General features: G+C 60.1%; 18 protein-coding genes and 4 tRNA genes. 5 read left to right on the top strand and 17 right to left on the bottom strand.

Translation table 11 applies throughout. The features are described from left to right. Positions 1-28: 28 nt before the first annotated feature. From asd to leuC, 5 genes are all read right to left on the bottom strand, one after another. Positions 29-1,141: an aspartate-semialdehyde dehydrogenase gene (asd, locus tag HX821_RS11835; protein ID WP_003212667.1), complete on the bottom strand. Its 1,113-nt coding sequence runs from the start codon at positions 1,139-1,141 to the stop codon at positions 29-31. Between the two features lie 64 nt (positions 1,142-1,205). Next, entirely contained in the window at positions 1,206-2,288 is a 1,083-nt protein-coding gene (gene leuB, locus HX821_RS11830) for a 3-isopropylmalate dehydrogenase (protein WP_003212664.1), read from the bottom strand. 53 nt (positions 2,289-2,341) lie between these two features. After that, entirely contained in the window at positions 2,342-3,106 is a 765-nt protein-coding gene (locus tag HX821_RS11825; protein WP_003212662.1) for a class I SAM-dependent methyltransferase, read from the bottom strand. Positions 3,107-3,252: 146 nt separating this feature from the next. Then, a complete protein-coding gene (gene leuD, locus HX821_RS11820) occupies positions 3,253-3,897 on the bottom strand; it encodes a 3-isopropylmalate dehydratase small subunit (protein ID WP_003212660.1) in 645 nt (214 codons plus the stop codon). 10 nt (positions 3,898-3,907) lie between these two features. Next, on the bottom strand, positions 3,908-5,326 hold the full coding sequence (gene leuC, locus HX821_RS11815; RefSeq protein WP_003212658.1) for a 3-isopropylmalate dehydratase large subunit: 1,419 nt from the start codon (positions 5,324-5,326) through the stop codon (positions 3,908-3,910). 145 nt (positions 5,327-5,471) lie between these two features. Here leuC and HX821_RS11810 point away from each other — a divergent pair, with 145 nt between their 5' ends. Beyond that, entirely contained in the window at positions 5,472-6,362 is an 891-nt protein-coding gene (locus tag HX821_RS11810) for a LysR family transcriptional regulator (RefSeq protein WP_003212656.1), read from the top strand. Between the two features lie 64 nt (positions 6,363-6,426). Then, the gene (locus HX821_RS11805) at positions 6,427-9,732 is read left to right on the top strand and encodes a bifunctional diguanylate cyclase/phosphodiesterase (protein WP_003212653.1); all 3,306 of its coding nucleotides are present in this window, start codon (positions 6,427-6,429) and stop codon (positions 9,730-9,732) included. Between the two features lie 369 nt (positions 9,733-10,101). On the opposite strand, the gene HX821_RS11800 is transcribed toward HX821_RS11805, so the two are convergent. The 3 genes from HX821_RS11800 to HX821_RS11790 form a co-directional block, all read right to left on the bottom strand. Further along, positions 10,102-12,066 (bottom strand): hypothetical protein, encoded by a 1,965-nt coding sequence (locus HX821_RS11800; protein WP_177035788.1) that lies wholly within the window; start codon positions 12,064-12,066, stop codon positions 10,102-10,104. Positions 12,067-12,286: 220 nt separating this feature from the next. After that, positions 12,287-13,255 carry a hypothetical protein gene (locus tag HX821_RS11795; protein ID WP_256344218.1) on the bottom strand — a complete coding sequence of 323 codons (969 nt, stop codon included), beginning with the start codon at positions 13,253-13,255 and terminating at the stop codon, positions 12,287-12,289. Between the two features lie 64 nt (positions 13,256-13,319). Then, positions 13,320-14,399 carry an adhesin gene (locus HX821_RS11790; RefSeq protein ID WP_177035787.1) on the bottom strand — a complete coding sequence of 360 codons (1,080 nt, stop codon included), beginning with the start codon at positions 14,397-14,399 and terminating at the stop codon, positions 13,320-13,322. Between the two features lie 162 nt (positions 14,400-14,561). Between HX821_RS11790 and HX821_RS11785 the strand changes: the two genes are divergently transcribed. Beyond that, on the top strand, positions 14,562-14,768 hold the full coding sequence (locus tag HX821_RS11785) for a hypothetical protein (protein ID WP_134326072.1): 207 nt from the start codon (positions 14,562-14,564) through the stop codon (positions 14,766-14,768). A gap of 176 nt (positions 14,769-14,944) precedes the next feature. Here the strand turns inward: HX821_RS11785 and HX821_RS11780 are convergent, their stop codons facing one another. The 9 genes from HX821_RS11780 to gltX form a co-directional block, all read right to left on the bottom strand. Further along, positions 14,945-15,910, bottom strand: a complete 966-nt coding sequence (locus HX821_RS11780) for a tRNA-dihydrouridine synthase (RefSeq protein WP_003214454.1) — start codon at positions 15,908-15,910, stop codon at positions 14,945-14,947. Between the two features lie 40 nt (positions 15,911-15,950). Beyond that, positions 15,951-16,400 carry a thioesterase family protein gene (locus HX821_RS11775; protein ID WP_003214456.1) on the bottom strand — a complete coding sequence of 150 codons (450 nt, stop codon included), beginning with the start codon at positions 16,398-16,400 and terminating at the stop codon, positions 15,951-15,953. A gap of 50 nt (positions 16,401-16,450) precedes the next feature. Further along, on the bottom strand, positions 16,451-17,284 hold the full coding sequence (locus HX821_RS11770) for an alpha/beta hydrolase (RefSeq protein ID WP_087694341.1): 834 nt from the start codon (positions 17,282-17,284) through the stop codon (positions 16,451-16,453). 28 nt (positions 17,285-17,312) lie between these two features. Beyond that, positions 17,313-17,852: a TetR/AcrR family transcriptional regulator gene (locus HX821_RS11765; RefSeq protein ID WP_003214462.1), complete on the bottom strand. Its 540-nt coding sequence runs from the start codon at positions 17,850-17,852 to the stop codon at positions 17,313-17,315. A 184-nt stretch (positions 17,853-18,036) separates the two neighbouring features. Further along, positions 18,037-18,112 (bottom strand) — tRNA-Glu (locus tag HX821_RS11760). Positions 18,113-18,192: 80 nt separating this feature from the next. Then, a tRNA-Ala gene (locus tag HX821_RS11755) sits at positions 18,193-18,268 on the bottom strand. A 50-nt stretch (positions 18,269-18,318) separates the two neighbouring features. After that, positions 18,319-18,394: transfer RNA gene (locus HX821_RS11750), tRNA-Glu, on the bottom strand. Between the two features lie 79 nt (positions 18,395-18,473). After that, positions 18,474-18,549 (bottom strand) — tRNA-Ala (locus HX821_RS11745). Positions 18,550-18,696: 147 nt separating this feature from the next. Next, positions 18,697-20,178, bottom strand: coding sequence for a glutamate--tRNA ligase (gltX, locus tag HX821_RS11740; protein ID WP_003214464.1), 1,482 nt, complete (start codon positions 20,176-20,178; stop codon positions 18,697-18,699). A gap of 196 nt (positions 20,179-20,374) precedes the next feature. Between gltX and HX821_RS11735 the strand changes: the two genes are divergently transcribed. Next, complete coding sequence (locus HX821_RS11735; RefSeq protein WP_008438770.1) at positions 20,375-21,421, top strand: HlyD family secretion protein; 1,047 nt, start codon at positions 20,375-20,377, stop codon at positions 21,419-21,421. Next, a complete protein-coding gene (locus HX821_RS11730; RefSeq protein ID WP_102368517.1) occupies positions 21,411-22,961 on the top strand; it encodes an MDR family MFS transporter in 1,551 nt (516 codons plus the stop codon). Before HX821_RS11735 ends, HX821_RS11730 begins: the two co-directional genes overlap by 11 nt. Positions 22,962-23,143: the final 182 nt, after the last annotated feature.

The raw sequence follows: 23,143 nt of genomic DNA, 5'->3' as shown, positions 1-23,143 counted from the left end.
AACGCGGGTTTCTTATTACCAGCAGCGATTACCGCTCCAGCAAGATCCGCAGCATGCGACGCAACGGCTCAGCCGCGCCCCACAGCAGTTGGTCGCCGACGGTGAACGCGCCCAGGTACTGCGTCCCCATGTTCAGCTTGCGCAGACGGCCAACCGGCACATTCAGGGTACCGGTCACCTTGTTCGGGCTCAGTTCCTGGATACTGATATCACGGTTGTTCGGCACCAGCTTGACCCAAGGGTTGTGCTGGCTGATCAGCCCTTCGATATCGGCGATCGGCACGTCTTTGTTCAGCTTGATGGTCAACGCCTGGCTGTGGCAACGCATGGCGCCGATGCGCACGCAGATACCGTCCACCGGGATCGGGCTCTTGAAGCGACCGAGGATCTTGTTGGTCTCGGCCTGGGCCTTCCACTCTTCACGGCTCTGGCCGTTAGGCAGTTCCTTGTCGATCCACGGGATCAGGCTGCCGGCCAATGGCACACCGAAGTTCTCGGTCGGGTAGGCCTCGCTGCGCATGGCCTCGGCCACACGGCGGTCGATGTCGAGGATCGCGCTGGCCGGGTCAGCCAGTTGATCGGCGACAGCGGCGTGGGTCGCGCCCATCTGCTTGATCAGTTCACGCATGTTCTGCGCGCCGGCACCGGAGGCCGCCTGATAGGTCATGGCGCTCATCCACTCCACCAGGCCGGCTTCGAACAAGCCGCCCAGGCCCATCAGCATCAGGCTGACGGTGCAGTTGCCGCCGATGTAGTTCCTGGTGCCCGCGTCCAGTTGCTGGTCGATCACCTTGCGGTTGACCGGGTCCAGCACGATCACCGCGTCATCCTGCATGCGCAGGCTGGAAGCGGCGTCGATCCAGTAACCCTGCCAGCCGGCTTCGCGCAGCTTGGGGAAGACTTCGCTGGTGTAGTCGCCACCCTGGCAGGTCAGAATGACGTCGAGGGTCTTCAGTTCTTCAATGTTGTAGGCGTCCTTGAGCGGAGCAATGTCCTTGCCCACGGACGGCCCTTGACCACCTACATTGGAGGTGGTGAAAAACACCGGCTCAATAAGATCGAAATCCTGCTCTTCCAGCATCCGCTGCATGAGCACGGAACCGACCATACCGCGCCAACCGATCAGACCTACACGTTTCATCGCAACTACACCTTGTTCAAAAGTGGGCCGCCTTGCAGCAACATCTGCAAGCGGGCCCGAGAGATTACAGATTCCGCAGCGCGGCGACTACTGCGTCGCCCATTTCTTGCGTACCGACCTTGGTGCAACCCTGGGACCAGATGTCGCCAGTGCGCAGGCCCTGGTCGAGCACCAGGCTCACGGCCTGCTCGATGGCATCCGCGGCGTCGGTCAGGTTGAAGCTGTAACGCAGCATCATCGACACCGACAAAATGGTCGCCAACGGGTTGGCAATGCCCTGCCCGGCGATGTCCGGCGCCGAACCGTGGCACGGCTCGTACATGCCCTTGTTGTTGGCATCCAGGGAGGCCGACGGCAGCATGCCGATGGAACCGGTAAGCATCGAGGCCTGGTCGGACAGGATGTCGCCGAACAGGTTGTCGGTGACGATCACGTCGAACTGCTTCGGTGCACGCACCAGCTGCATGGCGGCGTTGTCGACGTACATGTGGCTCAGCTCGACGTCCGGGTAGTCCTTGGCGACTTCTTCGACGATTTCACGCCACAGCTGGCTGGACGCCAATACGTTGGCCTTGTCCACCGAGCAGACCTTCTTGCCACGCACACGGGCCATGTCGAAACCGACACGGGCGATACGGCGGATTTCACTCTCGCTGTACGGCAGGGTGTCGTAGGCCTGACGCTCGCCATTCTCCAACTCGCGCACGCCCCGTGGCGAGCCGAAGTAGATACCGCCGGTCAGTTCGCGGACGATCAGGATGTCCAGGCCCGCGACGATTTCCGGCTTGAGGCTGGAAGCGTCCGCCAGTTGCGGGTAAAGGATCGCCGGGCGCAGGTTGCCGAACAGGCCCAGTTGCGCACGGATCTTCAGCAGGCCGCGCTCAGGGCGGATGTCACGCTCGATCTTGTCCCACTTCGGGCCACCCACGGCGCCCAGCAGCACGGCGTCGGCTGCGCGGGCACGCTCCAGGGTTTCGTCGGCCAGAGGCACGCCGTGCTTGTCGATGGCCGCGCCGCCGATCACGTCGTGGCTCAGTTCGAAGCCCAGGCTGTACTTGGCGTTAGCCACTTCCAGCACCTTGACCGCTTCGGCCATGATTTCCGGACCAATGCCGTCGCCAGGGAGAATCAGAATCTGCTTGCTCATGCGTTCCTCATTTCATCAAGCGACCCGCCCGTGGGCAGGTCGGGAAAAATTAATCAGCGTTCGGCCCACACCACCAGCACGTCGGTGCTGAAGGTGCCGTCGGCTTGAATCTCGAAATAATCGCGCACTTCCTGGCCCATTGCCTTTTGCAGCTCCAGGATCGCGGCACGCAATACCTCTGGGGTGCGCATGCGCTCGACCCACGAGGTGTATTCCAGGCGCAGGCGCTGGCGGCTGCTGTTGCGCACATGCAAACCGGCTTCGCTGAGCTGGCGCATCCACTCGCCGGCGGAATAGTCACGCACGTGGCTGGTGTCGCGCAGCACTTCGACGGTTTGCAGGTAAGTGTCCAACAGCGGGCTGCCCGGTGACAAGACGTCCACGAAAGCGGCCACGCCACCCGGTTTGAGCACCCGGCGCACTTCACGCAGGGCCAGGCCCAGGTCGCTCCAATGGTGCGCCGAGTAGCGGCTGAACACGAAGTCGAATTCGCCATCGGCAAACGGCAGGCGCTCGGCGGCGCCGTGCACGGTGCGGATGTTGTCCAGGCCACGGTCCACGGCAGCGGCGGCGACCACGTCAAGCATCTGTTGGGACAGGTCGTACGCCACCACTTCTTTAACCAACGGTGCCACGTTGAAACTCACGTGACCGGCGCCGCAACCCAGGTCCAGCAGTCGTGCAGCGCCCTGCCCGGCCAGTTCGGCCTGGAGCAGCGCGAACTCGGTGCCTTGAGCATGTACTGCGCTGCTCAGGTAGGCCGAGGCCTGTTCGCCGAATTGTTTTTGCACGACTTGGGTGTGGGCAGTGCTGGTCATGATGATGTCCCTGGTTTTTGTGTTGCTGTTGCTGGCCCTTTCGCGAGCAAGCCCGCTCCCACATTCGACCGAGTTCCTTCAGTTGAAATGCAATCAAATGTGGGAGCGGGCTTGCTCGCGAAGGGGCCAGTCCGGTCTACATGGAATCAAGCGTCGCGAAACAACCAAGGCTGGCTGGCCCGGTGTTTGGTTTCAAACGCGGCAATCGCATCGCCGTCCTGCAAGGTCAGGCCGATGTCGTCCAGGCCATTGATCAGGCAGTGCTTGCGGAAGGCGTCCACTTCAAAGTGATACACCTTGCCGTCCGGACGGGTCACGGTCTGCGCCGCCAGGTCGATGGTCAACTGGTAGCCCACATCGGCTTCCACCTGCTGGAACAACTCATCCACTTCGGCATCGCTCAAGATGATCGGCAGCAAGCCGTTCTTGAAGCTGTTGTTGAAGAAGATGTCGGCGTAGCTCGGCGCGATGATGCTGCGAAAGCCATATTCTTCCAGGGCCCACGGCGCGTGCTCACGGCTGGAGCCGCAACCGAAGTTTTCCCGGGCGAGCAACACACTGGCACCCTGGTAACGCTCGGCGTTGAGCACAAAGTCCTTGTTCAGCGGGCGCTTGGAGTTGTCCTGGTAGGCGTAGCCCACGTCCAGGTAGCGCCACTCGTCGAACAGGTTCGGACCAAAACCGGTGCGCTTGATCGATTTCAAGAACTGCTTGGGAATGATCTGGTCGGTGTCCACGTTGGCACGGTCCAACGGCGCGACTAAACCGGTGTGTTGAGTAAAAGCTTTCATCGGGTATTCCTCAGATCAATTCGCGAACGTCGATGAAACGACCGTTGACGGCAGCCGCAGCAGCCATGGCCGGGCTGACGAGGTGGGTACGGCCACCGGCGCCCTGACGCCCTTCGAAGTTACGGTTGGAGGTGGACGCGCAATGCTCGCCCGACTCCAAACGGTCCGGGTTCATCGCCAGGCACATCGAGCAACCCGGCTCGCGCCATTCAAAACCGGCTTCGAGGAAGATCTTGTCGAGGCCTTCGGCTTCAGCCTGGGCCTTGACCAGGCCCGAACCTGGCACCACGATCGCCTGCTTGATGGTGGAGGCGACTTTGCGGCCCTTGGCGATCACCGCCGCAGCGCGCAAATCCTCGATCCGCGAGTTGGTGCAGGAGCCAATGAACACGCGATCCAACTGGATGTCGGTAATCGCCTGATTGGCTTTCAAGCCCATGTACTTCAAGGCGCGCTCGATGGAACCACGCTTGACCAGGTCGGTTTCCTTGGCCGGGTCCGGCACGTTCTGGTCAACGGCCAACACCATTTCCGGCGAGGTGCCCCAGCTGACTTGCGGCTTGATCTGGGCGGCGTCGAGGGTGACCACGGTGTCGAATACGGCATCGGCGTCGGACACCAGGTCTTTCCAGGCTTCGACTGCGGCGTCCCAATCGGCACCGCTCGGTGCGAATGGGCGACCCTTGACGTAGGCAATGGTCTTTTCGTCCGCCGCTACCATGCCCACACGGGCACCGGCTTCGATGGACATGTTGCAGATGGTCATGCGGCCTTCGATGGACAGGTCGCGAATCGCGCTGCCGGCGAATTCGATGGCGTGGCCGTTACCGCCGGCGGTGCCGATCTTGCCGATCACGGCGAGGACGATGTCCTTGGCAGTGACGCCGAAAGGCAACTCACCTTCCACCGACACCAACATGTTCTTCATTTTCTTGGCGACGAGGCACTGGGTGGCGAATACATGTTCCACCTCGGAGGTACCAATACCGTGGGCCAGGGCGCCAAACGCCCCGTGGGTAGAGGTGTGGGAGTCGCCGCAGACCACGGTCATGCCGGGCAAGGTAGCGCCCTGCTCCGGGCCGATCACGTGAACGATGCCCTGGCGCACGTCATTCATCTTGAATTCGGTGATGCCGTATTCGTCGCAGTAATCATCGAGGGTCTGCACCTGGAGGCGCGACACGGTGTCGACGATGGCGTCGATCCCGCCTTTACGCTCCGGGGTGGTCGGCACGTTGTGGTCCGGGGTGGCGATGATCGAGTCGACGCGCCAAGGCTTGCGCCCGGCCAGTCGCAGGCCTTCGAACGCTTGGGGCGAGGTCACTTCATGGATGATGTGACGGTCGATGTAGATCAGCGACGACCCATCATCGCGCCGTTTCACTTCATGGGAATCCCAAAGCTTGTCGTAAAGCGTTTTGCCGGCCATCACGCGGTCCTCATCAGGTGTTTCTATGCCCCGGGCCTTGAACGATTCAATAACCCTTTGGCTTGTGAGGCTGATGGTATGGCGCTACATTAAATAACTCAAATTCATATTTTTTATGCTTTGGATTACCAACTGGAATAGCACAATGGACCTGGCCAACCTCAATGCCTTTATCGCCATCGCCGAGACCGGCAGCTTCTCCGGTGCCGGTGAACGCCTGCACCTGACCCAACCGGCCATCAGCAAGCGCATCGCCGGCCTGGAGCAACAATTAAAGGTGCGCCTGTTCGACCGGCTGGGGCGTGAAGTCGGCCTCACCGAAGCCGGAAGGGCGCTGCTGCCCCGGGCGTATCAGATTCTCAATGTACTGGACGACACCCGCCGCGCCCTGACCAACCTGACCGGCGAGGTCAGCGGTCGTCTCACCCTGGCCACCAGCCATCACATCGGCCTGCATCGCCTGCCGCCCGTACTGCGAACGTTTACCCGGGAATACCCGAACGTCGCCCTGGATATTCAGTTTCTCGATTCGGAAGTGGCCTACGAAGAAATCCTCCATGGCCGCGCCGAAGTGGCCGTAATCACCCTGGCGCCGGAGCCCCACACGCTGGTGCGGGCCACCCCGGTGTGGGACGACCCGCTGGATTTCGTGGTGGCGCCGGAACACAGCCTGATCAGCAACGGCAGCGTCAGCCTGGCGGACATCGCCCGGCACCCGGCGGTGTTTCCCGGCGGCAACACCTTTACCCACCATATCGTGCAGCGGCTGTTCGAGGCCCAGGGCCTGACGCCAAACATCGCCATGAGCACCAACTACCTGGAAACCATCAAGATGATGGTCTCCATTGGCCTTGCCTGGAGCGTATTGCCGCGCACCATGCTCGATGACCAGGTGGCACGCATCGCTTTGCCGGGCATACAGCTCAGTCGCCAGCTAGGCTATATCGTGCACACCGAAAGGACGCTGTCGAACGCTGCGCGGGCTTTCATGAGCCTATTGGATGCACAGGTCGATCTGCCAGGGAATCAGGCTTGAATCGCCGTGGCCCGTAGACCGTGGAACCCGCGCCGAACGCCCATCGAGCCAAGGCCCTTTGATAATGCGCAACCCCGTCGATACCGTGCCACCCCTGCCCCGCATCTACGCCCTGGACCCACAGGAGGCGGAGCAAAGCTGGGACAGCGCGCCGCAACTGCTGGCGGCGCTCAACGCTGCCCGGCTGGGCGCCTGGAGCTGGGAAATCGATACCGGCCGGATCAGCTGGTCCCGAGGCACTCAGGCCCTGTTCGGCTTCGACCCGCGCCAGCCGCTGCCTGAAGACCTGGAGTACCTGGACCTGCTGGCCCCCGAGGACCGCGCCAAGGTGGTCCGGGCCTTTCATGCGGTGCTGGCCGGCGAACCCGCTGTCCAGGCCATGCACCACCGTATCCAATGGCCCGATGGCAGCCTGCACTGGCTGGAAATCAACGGCAGCCTGCTACCGGACAAGGCCGGGCGTCGGCGAATGATCGGGGTGATCCGCGAAATCACCCACCAGCGCGAGCGCGAACACGCCCTCAGCCATTCGGAAAAGCGCTTCGCCACCCTGTTCCATTTGTGCCCGCTGATGGTCCTGCTGACCCGCCAGGCGGACGGCCTGATCAGCGAAGCCAACCAGTATTTCGAAAGCCTGTTCGGCTGGCCGTTGGCCGATGCCATTGGCCGCAGCACATTGGAGCTGGGCCTCTGGGTACACCCCGAACAACGCGCGCATCTGGTCAAGGCCACCCAGCGCAAAGGCGCCCCCATCACCATGGAAGTGCAGTTTCGCGCCAGCAACGGGCAGGTCCACGATGGCACCCTCAGCGCCCAGAAAGTCGAGCTGGACGGCGAGGACTACCTGATCAGCACCTTCCTCGACACCACCGAGCGCAAGAATGCCGAGCAGGCCCTCAAGGACAGCCAGGAACGCCTGGACCTGGCCCTGGACTCGGCGCAACTGGGCACCTGGGACTGGCACATCCCCAGCGGCATGCTCTATGGCTCGGCCCGCGCCGCCCAATTGCACGGGCTGGAACCCCAACCGTTCCACGAATCCTTCGAGGCCTTCTTTGAAGGCATGCCCCAGGAAGAGCGCGAGAGCATGCGCAACGCCTACCGCACCCTGCGCGAAGGCCCGGCGGGCAACTACCAACTGACCTACCGCGTGCAACTGGAAGACGGCAGTTCGCGCTACCTGGAAAGCCGCGCCCGCCTGTATCGCGATGACACGGGCGTACCGTTGCGAATGGCCGGGACCCTGCTCGACATCACCGACCAGGTTGAACGTGAGCAGCGCCTGATCGCATCCGAAGAAAAATTCGCCAGCCTGTTCCTCGCCAGCCCCGACCCAATCTGCGTGACGCGCCTGGAGACCGGCCAGTTTATCGAGATCAACCCGGCCTTCACCCAGACCTTCGGCTGGACCGCCGCCGAGGTGCTCAACAACAACGCCGAGCAGATCGGCTTGTGGGAGGAGTCCAGCCAACGCCTGCAGCGCATCGAGCAGGTGATCCGCGAACAATCCCTGAGCAACGTGGCAATCACCGTTCATCACAAGAACGGCCAGACCCTGAACTGTGTGATATCCAGCCGCCTGATCCAGGTCAGCGACCAACCCTGCATCGTCACCACCCTGCGGGACATCACCCAACAACAGCGCTCGGAAGCGGCGCTCAAGGCCAGCGAAGAGAAGTTCGCCAAGGCCTTTCATTCCAGCCCCGATGCGGTGTCGATCACCGAGCGCGATACCGGGCGCTACGTGGAGGTCAATGACGGTTTCTGCCGCCTCACCGGCTACCGCGCCGAAGAAGCGATCGGCCTGACGCTGTACCAGATCGGCATCTGGGCCGATGAAAACCAGCGCGCGGCGTTATTGGCCGAGTTGCAGATCAAGGGCCGCATTCATCACCTGGAAATGCTCTGGCACAACAAGCGCGGCGAAGTGCTGGCGGTTGAAGTGTCGGTGGAGCCCATCACCCTCAATGAAACCCCCTGCCTGTTGCTGACCGCCCGGGACGTCAGCCTGCTGAAAAACGCCCAGGCGCAGATTCGCCACCTGGCCTATCACGACCCGCTGACCAACCTGCCCAACCGCGCCCTGCTGATGGACCGCCTGAGCCAGCAGATCGCCCTGCTCAAGCGCCACAACCTGCGGGGCGCCCTGCTGTTTCTTGACCTGGACCATTTCAAGCACATCAACGATTCCCTCGGCCACCCGGTCGGCGACACGGTGCTGAAGATCGTCACTGCACGCCTTGAAGCCAGTGTGCGCATGGAAGACACCGTGGCACGCCTGGGCGGCGATGAGTTTGTGGTGCTGCTCAGCGGCCTGGAAGGCACGCGCCCGCAAGTCAGCACTCAGGTCCAGGAGCTGGCCGATACCCTGCGCGAACTGTTATCCGAACCGATGTTCCTGGATGGCCACCGCCTGCAAGTCACCCCGAGCATCGGTGTGGCGCTGATCCCCGATCACGGCTCAACCCCGGCAGATTTGCTCAAGCGCGCCGACATCGCCCTGTACCGGGCCAAGGATTCAGGGCGCAACACCATCCAGATGTTCCACAACAGCATGCAGAAAACCGCCAGCGAGCGGCTGCGCATGGAAACCGACCTGCGCCTGGCCCTGTCCCGCGGTGAGTTCAGCGTGCATTACCAACCCCAGGTGGATGCGCGCGGCAACACCATCGTCGGCGCCGAGGCCCTGGTGCGCTGGCAACATCCGCAGTTGGGCGCACAGTCCCCGACGGAATTCATCAAGGTCCTGGAAGACAGCGGCCTGATCCTTGAAGTGGGCACCTGGATCCTCGACGAAGCCTGCAGCACCTTCGCGCAGTTGATTGCCGAAGGGCTGGTAGATCCACTGAACTTCAGCCTGTGCGTCAACATCAGCCCGCGGCAGTTTCGCCAGAATGATTTTGTCGAACGGGTAGAACGCAGCCTGCGCACCCACCACCTGCCTTATACCCTGCTGAAGCTGGAGATCACCGAAGGCATCGTGATCCAGAATCTGGACGACACCATCAGCAAAATGCGCCGCCTGAAAAAGCTCGGCGTGAGTTTTGCGATGGATGATTTCGGCACCGGCTATTCGTCGCTGACCTACCTCAAGCGCCTGCCGGTGGATGCGCTGAAGATCGACCAGTCGTTTGTGCGCGACGCCACCCATGACCCCAACGATGCGGAGATCATCCGTGCCATTGTGGCCATGGCGCGCAGCTTGAACCTGGACGTCATTGCCGAAGGTGTGGAAACCCCTGAGCAACTGGCGTTTTTGCAGGGGCTTGGGTGTCATTTGTATCAGGGGTATCTGCACAGTCGGCCCTTGCCGGTGGAAGGGTTCAGGCAGGTACTGAAGCGAATGCCCCAGGCCACTTCATCGGAATAAGTCGCACCGGATTTTCCTGATGGGCAGCTGCTTTTTGAGCCTGTAGATTCAGGTGCTTTCCATTTTCGGACACACCTACCATGCAGGATGCAAAGCACTCCCCGGCGCTGCTGGGCGGCGCCTCGAGATAACCGGCGCCAGGGTTGATGGACACCATGGGAGCAGACAGGGCATACAGCCAATGCTGTTGAATTTCATCCATGAGCAGGAGGTTCCAGAGTCGATGAGAGTAGCCGAGGCCAACTACGTATGCGGACACAGATTGCAAGGCATATGCAGCCGGCCACCATCGGACTTGTCTTTTCTGCGCGCAGAAAAAAGACCACGAGATCTCGTGGCCTGTGTTTCTCAAACTCTGCACCTTTAAACCTAAACCAGCGTTAGCGCGGTGCCCTCTTCATCCATCCAGCTTGATGATTTCAGTGGGTGTTTATACCCGTAATCATCAAAAGCCCCATCAACGACGACAACAGAATGCATGAAGTTCGCCAACGTGCCGGTTGCACCATCTGCCAGCGCCTGGACGCTGCTGCTTCGGGTAAAGGCGAACAAACCCAGACGCCGCAGTGCATCACCAGGGGTCTCGCCATCATTGAGCGTGCTCATCGCCGCTTCAAAACTCTCGCCGGCACGAAACTCGTGGTTCTCCATTTGCGCCCGCTTGGCGCTGACGGCGTACAGGAAATTCGCATCCTTGAGCAGGCCGGCGTCGGTGCCTTTGAAATTCGAGTGTTCCCGGGCTGTTTTCAGTTCTGCATGGGTCAAGCTCACCTTGCTGGAATCGCGCATCGTCACGGTATAACCGTCGCGGGTCTCGGTGATGTTTTTATAGATGCCCCGGGGACTTTGCCCATACTTCATCATCGCCGCCTTGATCGCCGATACCGTGACACAGTTCCCCTCGACACCTTGATAGAATCCACTCCAGATATCCCCTGGCTTGACCCCGACCGGTACATTGGAAATAGGCGGGGGCCGCGAGCTTGAACCAACGGGCACTCCGTCCGGTACCTCCTCGGCGAGCATGTAGCCATAAGATTTGACGATAGATGGCTTGTCACCATTGCTGTGCTGCAGGCCATCCAGTACCAAGGCACTCGAATAGCCAAAAGTACTGACCACCCCCACCGCGCCCTGCTCCTGCATCTTGGCGGGTGGCACGATGCGCAAGAAGCCAGTCATGCCCAAGCCCTTCAACACGCGGTATTCCGTATCGCCTTTGAGCGTGTTCGATAAAACCTTTTCAAACGATGCCCCAGGGGCCTGGTCACCGCGGGTCATCTGCTTGCGCTTCGTGTACGCCGCCAGCATGAAGTTGGCCTGCTTCACCGCGTCGGGGTTGTTCCCAGCGAAACGCGAGGCCGTGGTCGCTTGCTGCAACTCTTGCCGGGAAAAATGCAGTTCGAAACCGTCCTTCATCGTGATGTCATAACCGTCTCCCGCCGGGGTGACTTTCTCGAACATATCCGTGGCGTCTGGACCAAACCTCATCATCATCATTTTTATGACGCAGGCATGGCTGCTGCCATCAACAACCTCACCGAATCCTCGCTCGGCCGCGTTAAATCCGCTGAGAATGTCAACGGGCTTGCGGCCACGCCGGGTGGACGGCGTATCGACGAGGGGAACATCGACCGGAGCAACCGGCACATCCCGCTTGACCGGCTTAGCCGTTTGCCCCTCCTTGTCCAGCACGTAGACGTAGGGACGGTCGGGGCGATATTGACGGTCAAACCGATGCGCCACCCCATCCCGAATCAGCGCGGCACCGAAGTTATGCGCCTCCATGACGCCGACAGAGTTCTTGCCGACGAGTTGCTCCGAAGGGATCTGCTGCATAAAACGGCCCATGCCCATGCCCTTGAGCAGGTTCGATGCAGTCTCACCTTGTAAGGACGTGGTCAAGGCCGCGTTAAAGCTGCTGCTGATACGGCTGTCGGAACTGGACAATTGTTTGCGCTTGACGAAGACAGCCAATGCGAAATTCGCGTTTTCCACTGTACTGGCATCACCACCGACAAATCTCGACGCTGAGGCAGTGCCATGCACTTCATGATCGGCAACATGCAACTTATAACCGTCTTTCAGCGTAACGTCATACCCCGAGCCAACGCGCTTTACTTCATCAAATAGATCAGCGCGCGCAGGACCGAAGGTCGATATCATCATCTGGATAACAGCAGAATGGCTGCTCGTATCAAAATGCTCACCGAACTGTCGCTCGGTAGAATTCAAAGTACTTACACTGTCGACGGATTTATTTTCACCCCCGTATACACGCGCAGGATGATGGACCGCCGTACTCATTGCATAACCCGTATTCATCGTAATCATGGAGCACTCCTTTAAAGGGCGAACACACAACAGCCCGTGGTAACGCTGCCACTTGTGCACTGCGCTCAGGCATAAAAAGAAAGTGCATGAACACGGCATACAGTATTTTCTGCACGCGATGAACTGCACTCAGTCAGATAATAAGTTCAACAAGATCTAGTTATAGATTTAACGTGTTGCGCAGCAACGATCATCTTCTTATTGTTTTATGGACGGCCCGTTAGCCAACCAATGCAATAGCCCGTCCAAACCGCGGTCTTCCCGCTTTAGTCCCATACATCTCCTCACACCCATCAACCACTGCTACAGAGTGCCTGCTCCTGTTGACCATACCGATCAATGATTTATCAGCAAACGCACTGACCGGAACTTCTTTCATATGCTGGCGCAAGCCCAGACGCTTGAAGCCTTCCCCGGGCCCCGTTTCGTCCTCACCGTCGTTGAGGCTGTTTATCGCGGATTGAAAGCTCCTGCCTGCAGTCCCGTCATTGTTTTCCAGCATCGCTCGCTTGGCGCTGACGGCAAATAGAAAGTGCGCATCCTTGAGCATGCCGGGATCGCGCATCGGGACAAACTTCGAGCCACGCCTGGCTTGGGCCAATTCATCCTTGCTCAAATCCAGCGCGTACCCGTCACGCATGACAATGTGATAGCCATCACCCTTGGCTTGAACAGACTTGAAGATATCGGTCGGGCTTTGACCGAACTTCGCCATCGCCGCCTTGATCGCCGAAATGGTCACGCAATTACCGTCAGGGCCCTGGCGAAAACCGTTCCATATATTTGCCGGCTTGGCGCCGTTGCGCTTATCGGACAGATCAGGAAGCGGCTGCGGTGTTGGATCCGGCAGGGGTGCATCCGGCTTGGGCAGCACTGCCGGCGGGGGCGCAGGCGTTACCTTGGTCGCCACTGTATTCGCCAGTTCCTTGCCCGCCAGCAGGCCTTGCAACTGTGTAAAAAACTGGGTGAACAGTTCGAGGAGCTTTGCTAACAGCGGGGTGTCGCTGGCTGTGTTCCCAACCGTACTTTGATCGTTATTACCGAACGATGAGAGGACCTGGTTATTAACGAATACCGGCTGCACGGGAACCGATCTTCCTGGTGTGTTGCCGGTTTGCGAATGTTGATAATAGTTTCTGACCGCGCCCGCATTATTGATTTCTGAACAAGACATATAACCATCCTTCATCAAGGGCCCCCCGACGTTTTTTATCGGGAGCGCCTTGTTGAAAAAAACTGAGGAAGTGGCCGACTTACCTGCTTATCCGGCGGCCGGGATTAAACCGCCAGTCGTTGTCGAACGCTCGACGCCTGCCGCTGGTTTCGAACTCAAAGAAATCCTCAGACGGCCCTGGCGAAGTGATGTCCGGCTCCGGCTTATCCGGCTTCGGAGCATCTGGTTTAGGCGCATCCGGCTTCGGTGGGACCGGAGCGTCTGGCTTCGGCGGAACCGGCACGTCGGCCTTCGGCGGGACCGGTGCATCGGGCTTTGGCGGAACCGGCACGTCTGGCTTCGGCGGGACCGGTGCATCGGGCTTCGGCGGAACCGGTGCATCAGGCTTAGGCGGGACCGGTGCATCGGGCTTCGGCGGAACCGGCACGTCGGCCTTCGGCGGGACCGGTGCATCGGGCTTTGGCGGGACCGGCTTCGTTGCATCCGGGTGAGGGCAATGGCAGTTCATCACTTGGACCGTGACGTTCACGTCGGAACTGCTCCGGCTGTTCGGCTGCACGTCCTTGCCCGATGCGGGGTCTGGCCTGCGGGGTTCTGGCAGGGGTTTAGGCGTTACCTTAACCTCGGAACTCGGGACCGCTGGATTGTTTGCTGGCTTGTCTTTCTGTACCGACACCTCAGGGTTGGTCCCGGACTTGTCCTTGAGTGCAGTGTTCAATGCCGGCGAGTTGGTTTCGGCTTTGTCCTTGGCTACAGTGTTCGGCACTTGCGAGTCAGTCCCCGCCTTGTCCTTGGCCGCAGTGTCCGGCACATTCGATTTACTGTCCGCCTTATCCTTCACCGGAGTATCGCTACTCTTTTCGGGTTTAGGCAGCGGGCCAGCATCGGGTACCAACTTGGGCATCCCGCCCTGCCCGGACAGCATGTTCCGTATGGCCTTGAATGCATATTCAAACAACTCGAACAACTTCTCGAGTGCATCCTTGTTGAAGGTGACGGTTCCATCCGTCACCACGGCGGGATTGTTTTTCAATACTGTGCCGGGCGTATTCGCCCGGATTTCGCCGGCGCTCTTGTCGACAGACTTTGGCAGGTCTGCATTCTGCTGATTGAAGTCATTAGTCAAGCGAGGGAAATTATTGACCGACAAATTAGACATAAACAAATCCTTATTCAGTGATTGCCAAAACTCCTTCAGCGGTCTGCAAACAGACCGTCCAGGTTCTGGACTGGAAACAAACCCGAGTGCTGCACACTCCCTACTTTCGTGGGTGTTGCGAGCATCGGGTTCCGAAAATCGGCCTTCACATAAGGAAATCAAATGAAAATAGAGACTTTATCCTATGGACTTTCCGTAAAACATCATGCTTACCCGGTGGTCGCCGTGGGCAAAATGGATATATCAGGCAACAGTCAGCCGTTAAGGCAAATTGATGAAATCACTCACCCACGCCAGTCATTCATATCTGTGTTATTGCGCGCGCCCCTCATACTCCAACTAACAAAACTTAAAAATATGCGCCGCTGACACCGCAAGACTCTGTAGCAAACAAGAAACTTGCTCACATATATAAAGCAATCAAAAAGCTCTAGTCACGTGCCCACAAACACTCGCTGTTAACGATCCGCGGCCTTATTTCAAGCAAAAAAAAGGGCGCCCACGGCACCCTTTCCTACTGGATTGAAACGCTTATATATATGTACTCAATTTTGCAGCGCAACCGAATCAGGCACCCCTAACAATCGTCCTACCTGCTCCAGGTCGGTTTCCCGCCGCATCAGCGTAAATAGTTCAACTGCTTCGGGATAGTTGCGGGTCAGCATCGCCAGCCATTGCTTCAAGCGTCCCGGCGCCTGGCGCTCGGTCAATTGCTCAACGGATTGCCGCCAGAATTCCTGGAGCATGGGTTGCATCTGCGCCCAAGTCATCTCGACCACCTCTTCCCCGGCCCGCGCGGCAGCAATCTGCCGGGCCAGGTCGGGACGGGCCACCAGGCCGCGACCGAGCATGATGTCTTCGACACCGCTGATTTCGCGACACCGCCGCCAGTCTTCAACGCTCCAGATATCACCGTTGGCGAACACTGGCACCTTGACCACCTCTTGCACACGCGGGATCCACTCCCAGTGCGCCGGAGGTTTGTAGCCGTCAGCCTTGGTGCGGGCATGCACCACGATATGCGCTGCGCCGCCTTCGGCCAGGGCCGTGGCGCACACCAGGGCACCGTCGGGGCTGTCGAAGCCCAGGCGCATCTTGGCCGTGACGGGAATATGTGCCGGCACCGCACGCCGTACGTGTTCGACGATCTGGTTAAGCAGCTCCGGCTCCTTGAGCAGCACCGCACCGCCACGGGACTTGTTCACGGTCTTGGCCGGGCAACCGAAGTTGAGGTCAACCACCTGAGAGCCCAGCTCACACGCCAGGGCGGCGTTTTCCGCCAAACACACCGGGTCTGAACCGAGTAACTGCACACGCAGCGGCACGCCGGCAGCGGTCTTGGCACCGTGCAGCAACTCAGGGGCGAGTTTGTGGAAATAGGCAGGCGTCAGCAGGCGGTCGTTGACCCGGATGAACTCGGTCACGCACCAATCAATACCACCGACCCGGGTCAGCACGTCCCGCAGGATGTTGTCGACCAACCCCTCCATGGGCGCCAAAGCAATTTGCATGGAAAACACTCAACGAAAAACGTGGCGCAGTTTACTGGTTTCAGACGCTGGCAGGTAATTCGCCTTGCAGCGCAGGGCCATAACCCTCAAGAAATTCCGACGGCATGCGCTTGGGCTTGCCGCTGGACAGTTCGATGCAGACAAAGGTGGTTTGCGCTCGCAGCAAGGTAGCGCCATCACGCGGGCGTACCAGCTGGAAGCGTCGGGTCATTTTCAGGCGCTGGTCCCAGTCGACGATCCAGGTCGCCAACTGCAGCTCATCGCCTTCGTAACCGGCGGCGAGGTAATCGATCTCATGACGCACCACGGCCATCGCGCGATCCAGCCTGCGGTACTCGCTAAGGTCCAACCCCAAGCGCTGGGAATGGCGCCAGGCGCAGCGTTCGAGCCAGGACACGTAAACGGCGTTGTTGGCGTGCCCCAGACCGTCGATGTCGTCGGCACCGACCTGCAGATCAATGATAAACGGCGTTGCCAAATCCCAGCCCATGGGGTGCTCCCGGTCGATTAATGTCGGCGGCGAGCAGTGTAACCCATGGCTCAGGCGGTTTGGCGCTCCGGCACGTGGCGGCCGGCCAGCAGCGCCAGCACGCCTTCGATCACACGCGGATCCGCCAGCACTTTCTGGTGCCCGCCCTGCTCCAGGCGCAGCAGGCGGCTGTCGAACCAGGCGTCATGGATGACCTGGCAAGCCTTGACCGAGACGAAGGTATCGTCTTCGGCATGCACGATCAGGCCCGGGATATTCATTTGATAGTGGGCGACATCGAGGTGCTTGAGGGGCATGCCCATCGTCAGCTCGACCTCCTGGATAAACGCCGAACGCGCTCGCGCCGGCAAACCGACCATGCCGGCAAAGCCGCGCAGTACGTCGAGAAACCGCGAGGGTGCGGCGATACTGACCAACGCCTTGGTGCGCAAGCCCAACTGCACCGCCAACATCGCGCTGGCCCCACCCATGGAGTGACCGACAACCGCATGCAGCGGTGGCAGTTCGGCAGCCGCTTCCAGCATGGCGCGGGCAAACAGCAGCACATGGGCTTCGCGCCCCGGCGAACGCCCGTGGGCCGGGCCGTCCAGCGCAACCACCGAATAACCCGCGTCCACCAATGCGCTGATCAGGCTGGCGAATTGCGTCGGGCGCCCTTCCCAGCCGTGCATCAACAGCACCGCAGGGCCCTGGCCCCACTTCAGCGCCGACAGGCCGAAACGCAAAGTGATGCGCTCGGACTGCGCCAGCAGCGGCAGCTCCCAGTCACGGGGCGGCAAATCGCGAGGCGTCATGAACACCCGACGCATCTTGCTGGCAACGGTGTGCGGCGCCAGCCGGCCCAAGGTGCCATTGACGCCACGAATCCATTTCAACGTGCCCATCGCTCATCCCTCAGGCCAGAAGCCGTTCTTAACGCACTGCGGACTTGGCCGCACGCAATACACGATCCGATAACTCACCCGGGCCCAGGGCGCGGGCCAGCGACAAGCCGCCGATCATCAGCGCCATGTCGGCCAGGGCCTTGTCGGTGTCTTCCGGGCTGGCGGCCAGCTGTGCTGCCATCAGTTCGCAGTGTTCGTTCAAGGCCTGGCGAAATTCGTCCGGCAGGCGGCTCATCTCGCCCACGGTGGACGGGATCGGGCACGCCTGGCTGGTGGAGTCACGGTGTTTACGCGACAGGTAGAACGCTGCGACCAGCGCGCGACGCTCTTCACCGGTCAGCGAGGAGTCCATGTCATCGACGGCGGCGCGACGCCGGGCCAGCAACTCGGTGAAGGCCTCCAGCATCAGTGCGTCCTTGCTTTCAAAGTGCGCGTAGAAACCGCCGACGGTAAGCCCCGCCGCGCCCATGACTTCACCCACACTCGGCTCGGCCGGGCCGCGTTGTACCAGGGCGGCGCCGGCAGCTTGCAGAATGCGTTCGCGGGTTTGCGCTTTTTTATCGTTCATCGTTGCCTCCGAATCTCATGCTTCGAATATTATTACCATAATAATATTTCGCAAGCCACAGGCATGACCATTGGTCAGAAGAACATTCAGGGAAAAAGGAAGGAGGATTGGCCAAACGCCAGACAAACAAAAGGGCCATTCAATAATTGAATGACCCTTAAAAATCCCGCAGAGCGGGTAATCGTGGCGTCCCCTAGGGGACTCGAACCCCTGTTACCGCCGTGAAAGGGCGGTGTCCTAGGCCACTAGACGAAGGGGACACAAACCTTCTGTACAACTGATCAGCGCTGAGAACTGATCGAATTCAAGGACGGTGTGGCCAGACCTTGAACCTGTAAATTGGTGGAGCTAAACGGGATCGAACCGTTGACCTCTTGCATGCCATGCAAGCGCTCTCCCAGCTGAGCTATAGCCCCGGATTTTTCGCCTCGCGGCGCAGCAGACCTTTCGAACTGCTTGTTGAAACTGGCGTCCCCTAGGGGACTCGAACCCCTGTTACCGCCGTGAAAGGGCGGTGTCCTAGGCCACTAGACGAAGGGGACACAAACCTTCTATACAACGTGATCAGGCTGAGTCTGATCGAATTCAAGGACGGTGTGGCCAGACCTTGAACCTGTAAATTGGTGGAGCTAAACGGGATCGAACCGTTGACCTCTTGCATGCCATGCAAGCGCTCTCCCAGCTGAGCTATAGCCCCTCGTCGGTGAGGACGGGGCGAATCTTAATGGCGTATTCGAAACGTGTCAAATTTATTTTCAACAATTTTCAAAATTTTTTGCCGAGATAACAATCACTTACCGAGCAAACCCCGGAAAACCGGGGTTTGCCCGTTACAACAGCGTACTTAAGCGATAGCGCCCAGCAGCTTTTCCCATTCCTTGTTTTCTTTCTTCGACACACCACCAAGCAAATCAAGGGCTTGGCGCAGACGGAAGCGAGTCAGGTCCGGGCCCAGAATTTCCATCGCATCGAGCACCGACACCGAACTCGCCTGCCCGGTGATCGCGGCAAACATCAGCGGCATGGCATCGCGCAATTTCAGCTCCAGGGATTCAACCACCGCCTGGATAGTCGCAGTAATCGCATCCTTCTCCCACTGGCGCAGGCTTTCGAGCTTCCACAGGATCAACTGCATTAACTGGCGAACCTGGTCACCCGAGAGTTTCTTCGACTCAAACAGCTTCACGTCCGGGTTCACGCCACCGGCAAAGAAGAAACTCGCCAACGGTGCGACCTGGCTGAAGGTCTCCACCCTGCCCTGCACCAGCGGCGCGATCTTCATCATGTACTCGGGGTTCAACGCCCACTGCTGCACGCGGCTGGCGAACTCTTCCACCGGCAGGTCACGCAGCCACTGGCCGTTGAGCCACGACAGCTTCTCGATGTCGAAGATCGGCCCACCCAGGGACACACGGGACAGGTCGAAGTTATCGACCATTTCCTGCAACGAGAACTTCTCGCGCTCGTCCGGCATCGACCAGCCCATGCGGCCCAGGTAGTTGAGCATCGCTTCGGGCATGAAGCCCATGCGCTCGTAGAAAGTCACCGAGGTCGGGTTCTTGCGCTTGGACAGCTTGCTCTTGTCCGGGTTACGCAGCAGCGGCATGTAGCACAGCTGCGGTTGTTCCCAGCCGAAGTACTCGTACAGCAGGATCAGTTTCGGCGCCGATGGCAGCCACTCTTCGCCACGCAGTACGTGGGTGATGCCCATCAGGTGGTCGTCCACCACGTTGGCCAGGAAGTACGTCGGCAGGCCGTCGGTCTTCATCAGCACTTGCATGTCCATGCGGTCCCACGGGATCTCGACGTCACCGCGCAACATGTCCGGCACCACGCACACGCCTTCGCTCGGCACCTTCATGCGGATAACGTGCGGCTCACCGGCAGCCAGGCGCCGGGCCACTTCTTCCTTCGACAGCAGCAGTGCGCGGCCGTCATAGCGCGGGGTTTCACCACGGGCCTGTTGCTCGGCGCGCATCTGGTCCAGCTCTTCGGCGGTGCAGAAGCACGGGAAGGCGTGGCCCATGTCGACCAGTTGCTGGGTGTACTGCTTGTAGATGTCGCTGCGCTCGCTCTGGCGATACGGGCCGTGGGGGCCGCCGACGTCCGGGCCTTCGGCCCAGGTAATGCCCAACCAGCGCAGGGCATCGAAAATCTGCTGTTCCGACTCGCGCGTGGAGCGCAGTTGATCGGTGTCTTCGATCCGCAGGATGAATTCACCGCCATGCTGCTTGGCAAAGCAGTAGTTGAACAAGGCGATGTAAGCAGTACCTACGTGGGGATCCCCAGTAGGCGATGGCGCGATGCGCGTGCGGACGGTGGTCATGGCGGGTCTCGAATTGGCGATAAAACTGAAAATGAAACAAGGGGCGAATGGTAACAGCCCCAAGCCCTTGGGCTCCAGCGTGGGGAGGCGAACAAAGGGCATATGAGACAAGCTCCGGTCTCAAGTCTCGACATGGCTATTTGCCAGACCGTTCGCTGGCTATATTCCATTACCTTTTGTCGACGACATTATTGCCATGCCTGCCCCGCTCAAACGCCGCCTGTTTATCTTCCTGTTTATCGTGGTCCTGATCGCCGGGGGCTTTTTCGCCCAGTGGTTCTTCAAGGGCCGTTTTTATGAAAGCACCGACAACGCCTACGTCCAGGGCGAGATCACCCGGGTCTCCAGCCAACTGGGTGCGCGCATCGTCGAGGTGCTGGTGGGCGACAACGAGCACGTGGAAAAAGGCCAACTGCTGGTCAAGCTCGAAGGCGACGACTTCCACCTCGCCGTCGACCGCGCCAACGCCGCCCTGGCCATGCGCGAAGCCGAGCGCGTGCAGGCCCAGAGCAAACTGACCCAGCAAGCCAGCCTGATCGCCGCCGGTGCAGCCAAGGTCTCGTCCAGCCAGGCCACCCTCGGCCGCTCGCAGATCGACCTGAACCGCGCACAAACCCTGCGCAAACCCGGCTATGTCTCCGAAGAACGGGTCACCACCCTCGACGCCGACAACCACATCGCCCGTTCCCAGGTGACCATGGCCCAGGCCGACCTGCAGGGCCAGCGCCAGCAGGTCAACGCCCTGAACGCCGAGATCAAGCGCCTCGACGCGATGATCGCCAACGCCAGGACCGACCTGGCCCAGGCCGAACTGAACCTGACCCGCAGCGAAATCCACGCGCCCATCAGCGGCCTGATCGGCCAGCGTGCCGCGCGCAACGGTCAATACGTACAGGCCGGCGCCTACCTGCTGTCGATCGTCCCGGACCAGGACATCTGGGTGCAGGCCAACTTCAAGGAAACCCAGATCGGCCACATGCAGCCTGGGCAAAAAGCCGAGCTGACATTCGACGCCTACAGCGATACTCCAATCGAAGGCCGCGTCGCCAACCTGTTCGGCGCCTCCGGCGCGCAATTCAGCCTGCTGCCGCCGGACAATGCCACGGGCAACTTCACCAAAGTCGTACAACGGATTCCGGTCAAACTGACCTTCGCCACCGACAACCCGCTGCAGGGCAAAATCCGCCCGGGCATGTCGGTGACGGTCAAAGTGAATATCCAAGACCCGCACGATGGCCGGTGATCAACTGCTGCCGCCGGTAGGCGAGCCGAGCCGGCGCGACTGGATAGCAGTCATGAGCGTAATGCTCGGCGCCTTCATGGCGGTGCTCGACATCCAGATCACCAACTCGTCCCTCAAGGACATTCAAGGCGCACTGTCGGCCACCCTGGAAGAAGGTTCGTGGATTTCCACCTCCTACCTTGTGGCCGAAATCATCATGATCCCCCTCACCGCCTGGCTGGTGCAGCTGCTGTCGGCGCGTCGGCTGGCGGTGTGGGTCTCGGGCGGGTTCCTGATCGCCTCGCTGATGTGCTCCATGGCCTGGAGCCTGGAAAGCATGATCGTATTCCGCGCGCTGCAGGGCTTTACCGGCGGCGCGCTGATCCCCCTGGCGTTCACCCTCACGCTGATCAAGCTGCCCGAACATCACCGCGCCAAAGGCATGGCCATGTTCGCCATGACCGCCACCTTCGCCCCGTCCATCGGCCCGACCATTGGCGGCTGGCTCACGGAAAACTGGGGTTGGGAATACATCTTCTACATCAACATCCCACCGGGCCTGATCATGATCGCCGGGCTGCTGTACGGCCTGGAGAAAAAGGACTCCAACTGGGACTTGCTCAAAAGCACCGACTATCTCGGCATCCTTACCATGGCCGTAGGCCTTGGGTGTTTGCAGGTGTTTCTGGAAGAAGGCCATCGCAAGGACTGGCTGGAATCCAGCCTGATTGTCAGCCTGGGCACCGTCGCCCTGTTGAGCTTGATCACCTTTGTGATCGTGCAGATGTCCAAGCCCAACCCGCTGATCAACCTGCGCATCCTCGGCAATCGTAATTTCGGGCTATCGAGCATTTCGAGCCTGGGGATGGGCGTGGGGTTGTATGGCTCGATTTATCTGCTGCCGCTGTACCTGGCGCAGATCCAGAACTACAACGCCCTGCAAATCGGCGAAGTGATCATGTGGATGGGGGTTCCGCAGCTGTTTTTGATTCCGCTGGTGCCCAAGCTGATGAAGTACGTGTCGCCCAAATGGCTGTGTACGCTGGGGTTCGGGCTGTTCGGGTTGGCGAGTTTTTCATCGGGGGTGCTGAACCCGGACTTTGCCGGCGACCAGTTCAACCGCATCCAGATCATCCGTGCGCTGGGGCAGCCGTTGATCATGGTGACAATTTCGCTGATTGCCACGGCATACATCATGCAGAAGGACGCGGGGTCGGCGTCAAGCCTGTTCAATATCCTGCGAAACCTGGGCGGGGCGATCGGGATTGCGTTGCTGGCGACGCTGCTGGATGCACGCACCAAGACCTACTTTGATTACCTGCGTGAGGCGATTGTGCCGACCAATCCACAGGTGGCAGAGCGCATGGCCAGGCTGACGGAGACGTTTGGCAGTGAGACGGCGGCGTTGGGCAAGTTGAGTGAGATAGCGCATCAGCAGGCGCAGATCATGGCCTATAACGATGCGTTCCATTTTGTAGGGTTGGCGTTGGGGATCAGTATGGTGGCGATCTTGTTGACCAAGGCGTTGCCGGCGGGGCTTAAGGCTGGGGAAGCCCACTGAAATAACCTGTGGCGAGGGAGCTTGTAGTGGCGAGGGAGCTTGCTCCCGCTGGGCTGCGAAGCGGCCCCAAAATTCTGGGAGCGCTTCGCACTCCAGCGGGAGCAAGCTCCCTCGCCACAAAGAGCTTGAAGATCGTTCCCACGCTCTGCGTGGGAATGCCTCACTGGACGCTCCGCGTCCGC

Origin of the sequence: Pseudomonas sp. B6001 (genome assembly GCF_013386015.1) — a bacterium.
Taxonomy (GTDB): Bacteria; Pseudomonadota; Gammaproteobacteria; order Pseudomonadales; family Pseudomonadaceae; genus Aquipseudomonas.
The sequence above is the reverse complement of the archived record's forward strand: the minus strand, read 5'-3'. Positions and strand labels throughout refer to the sequence as shown.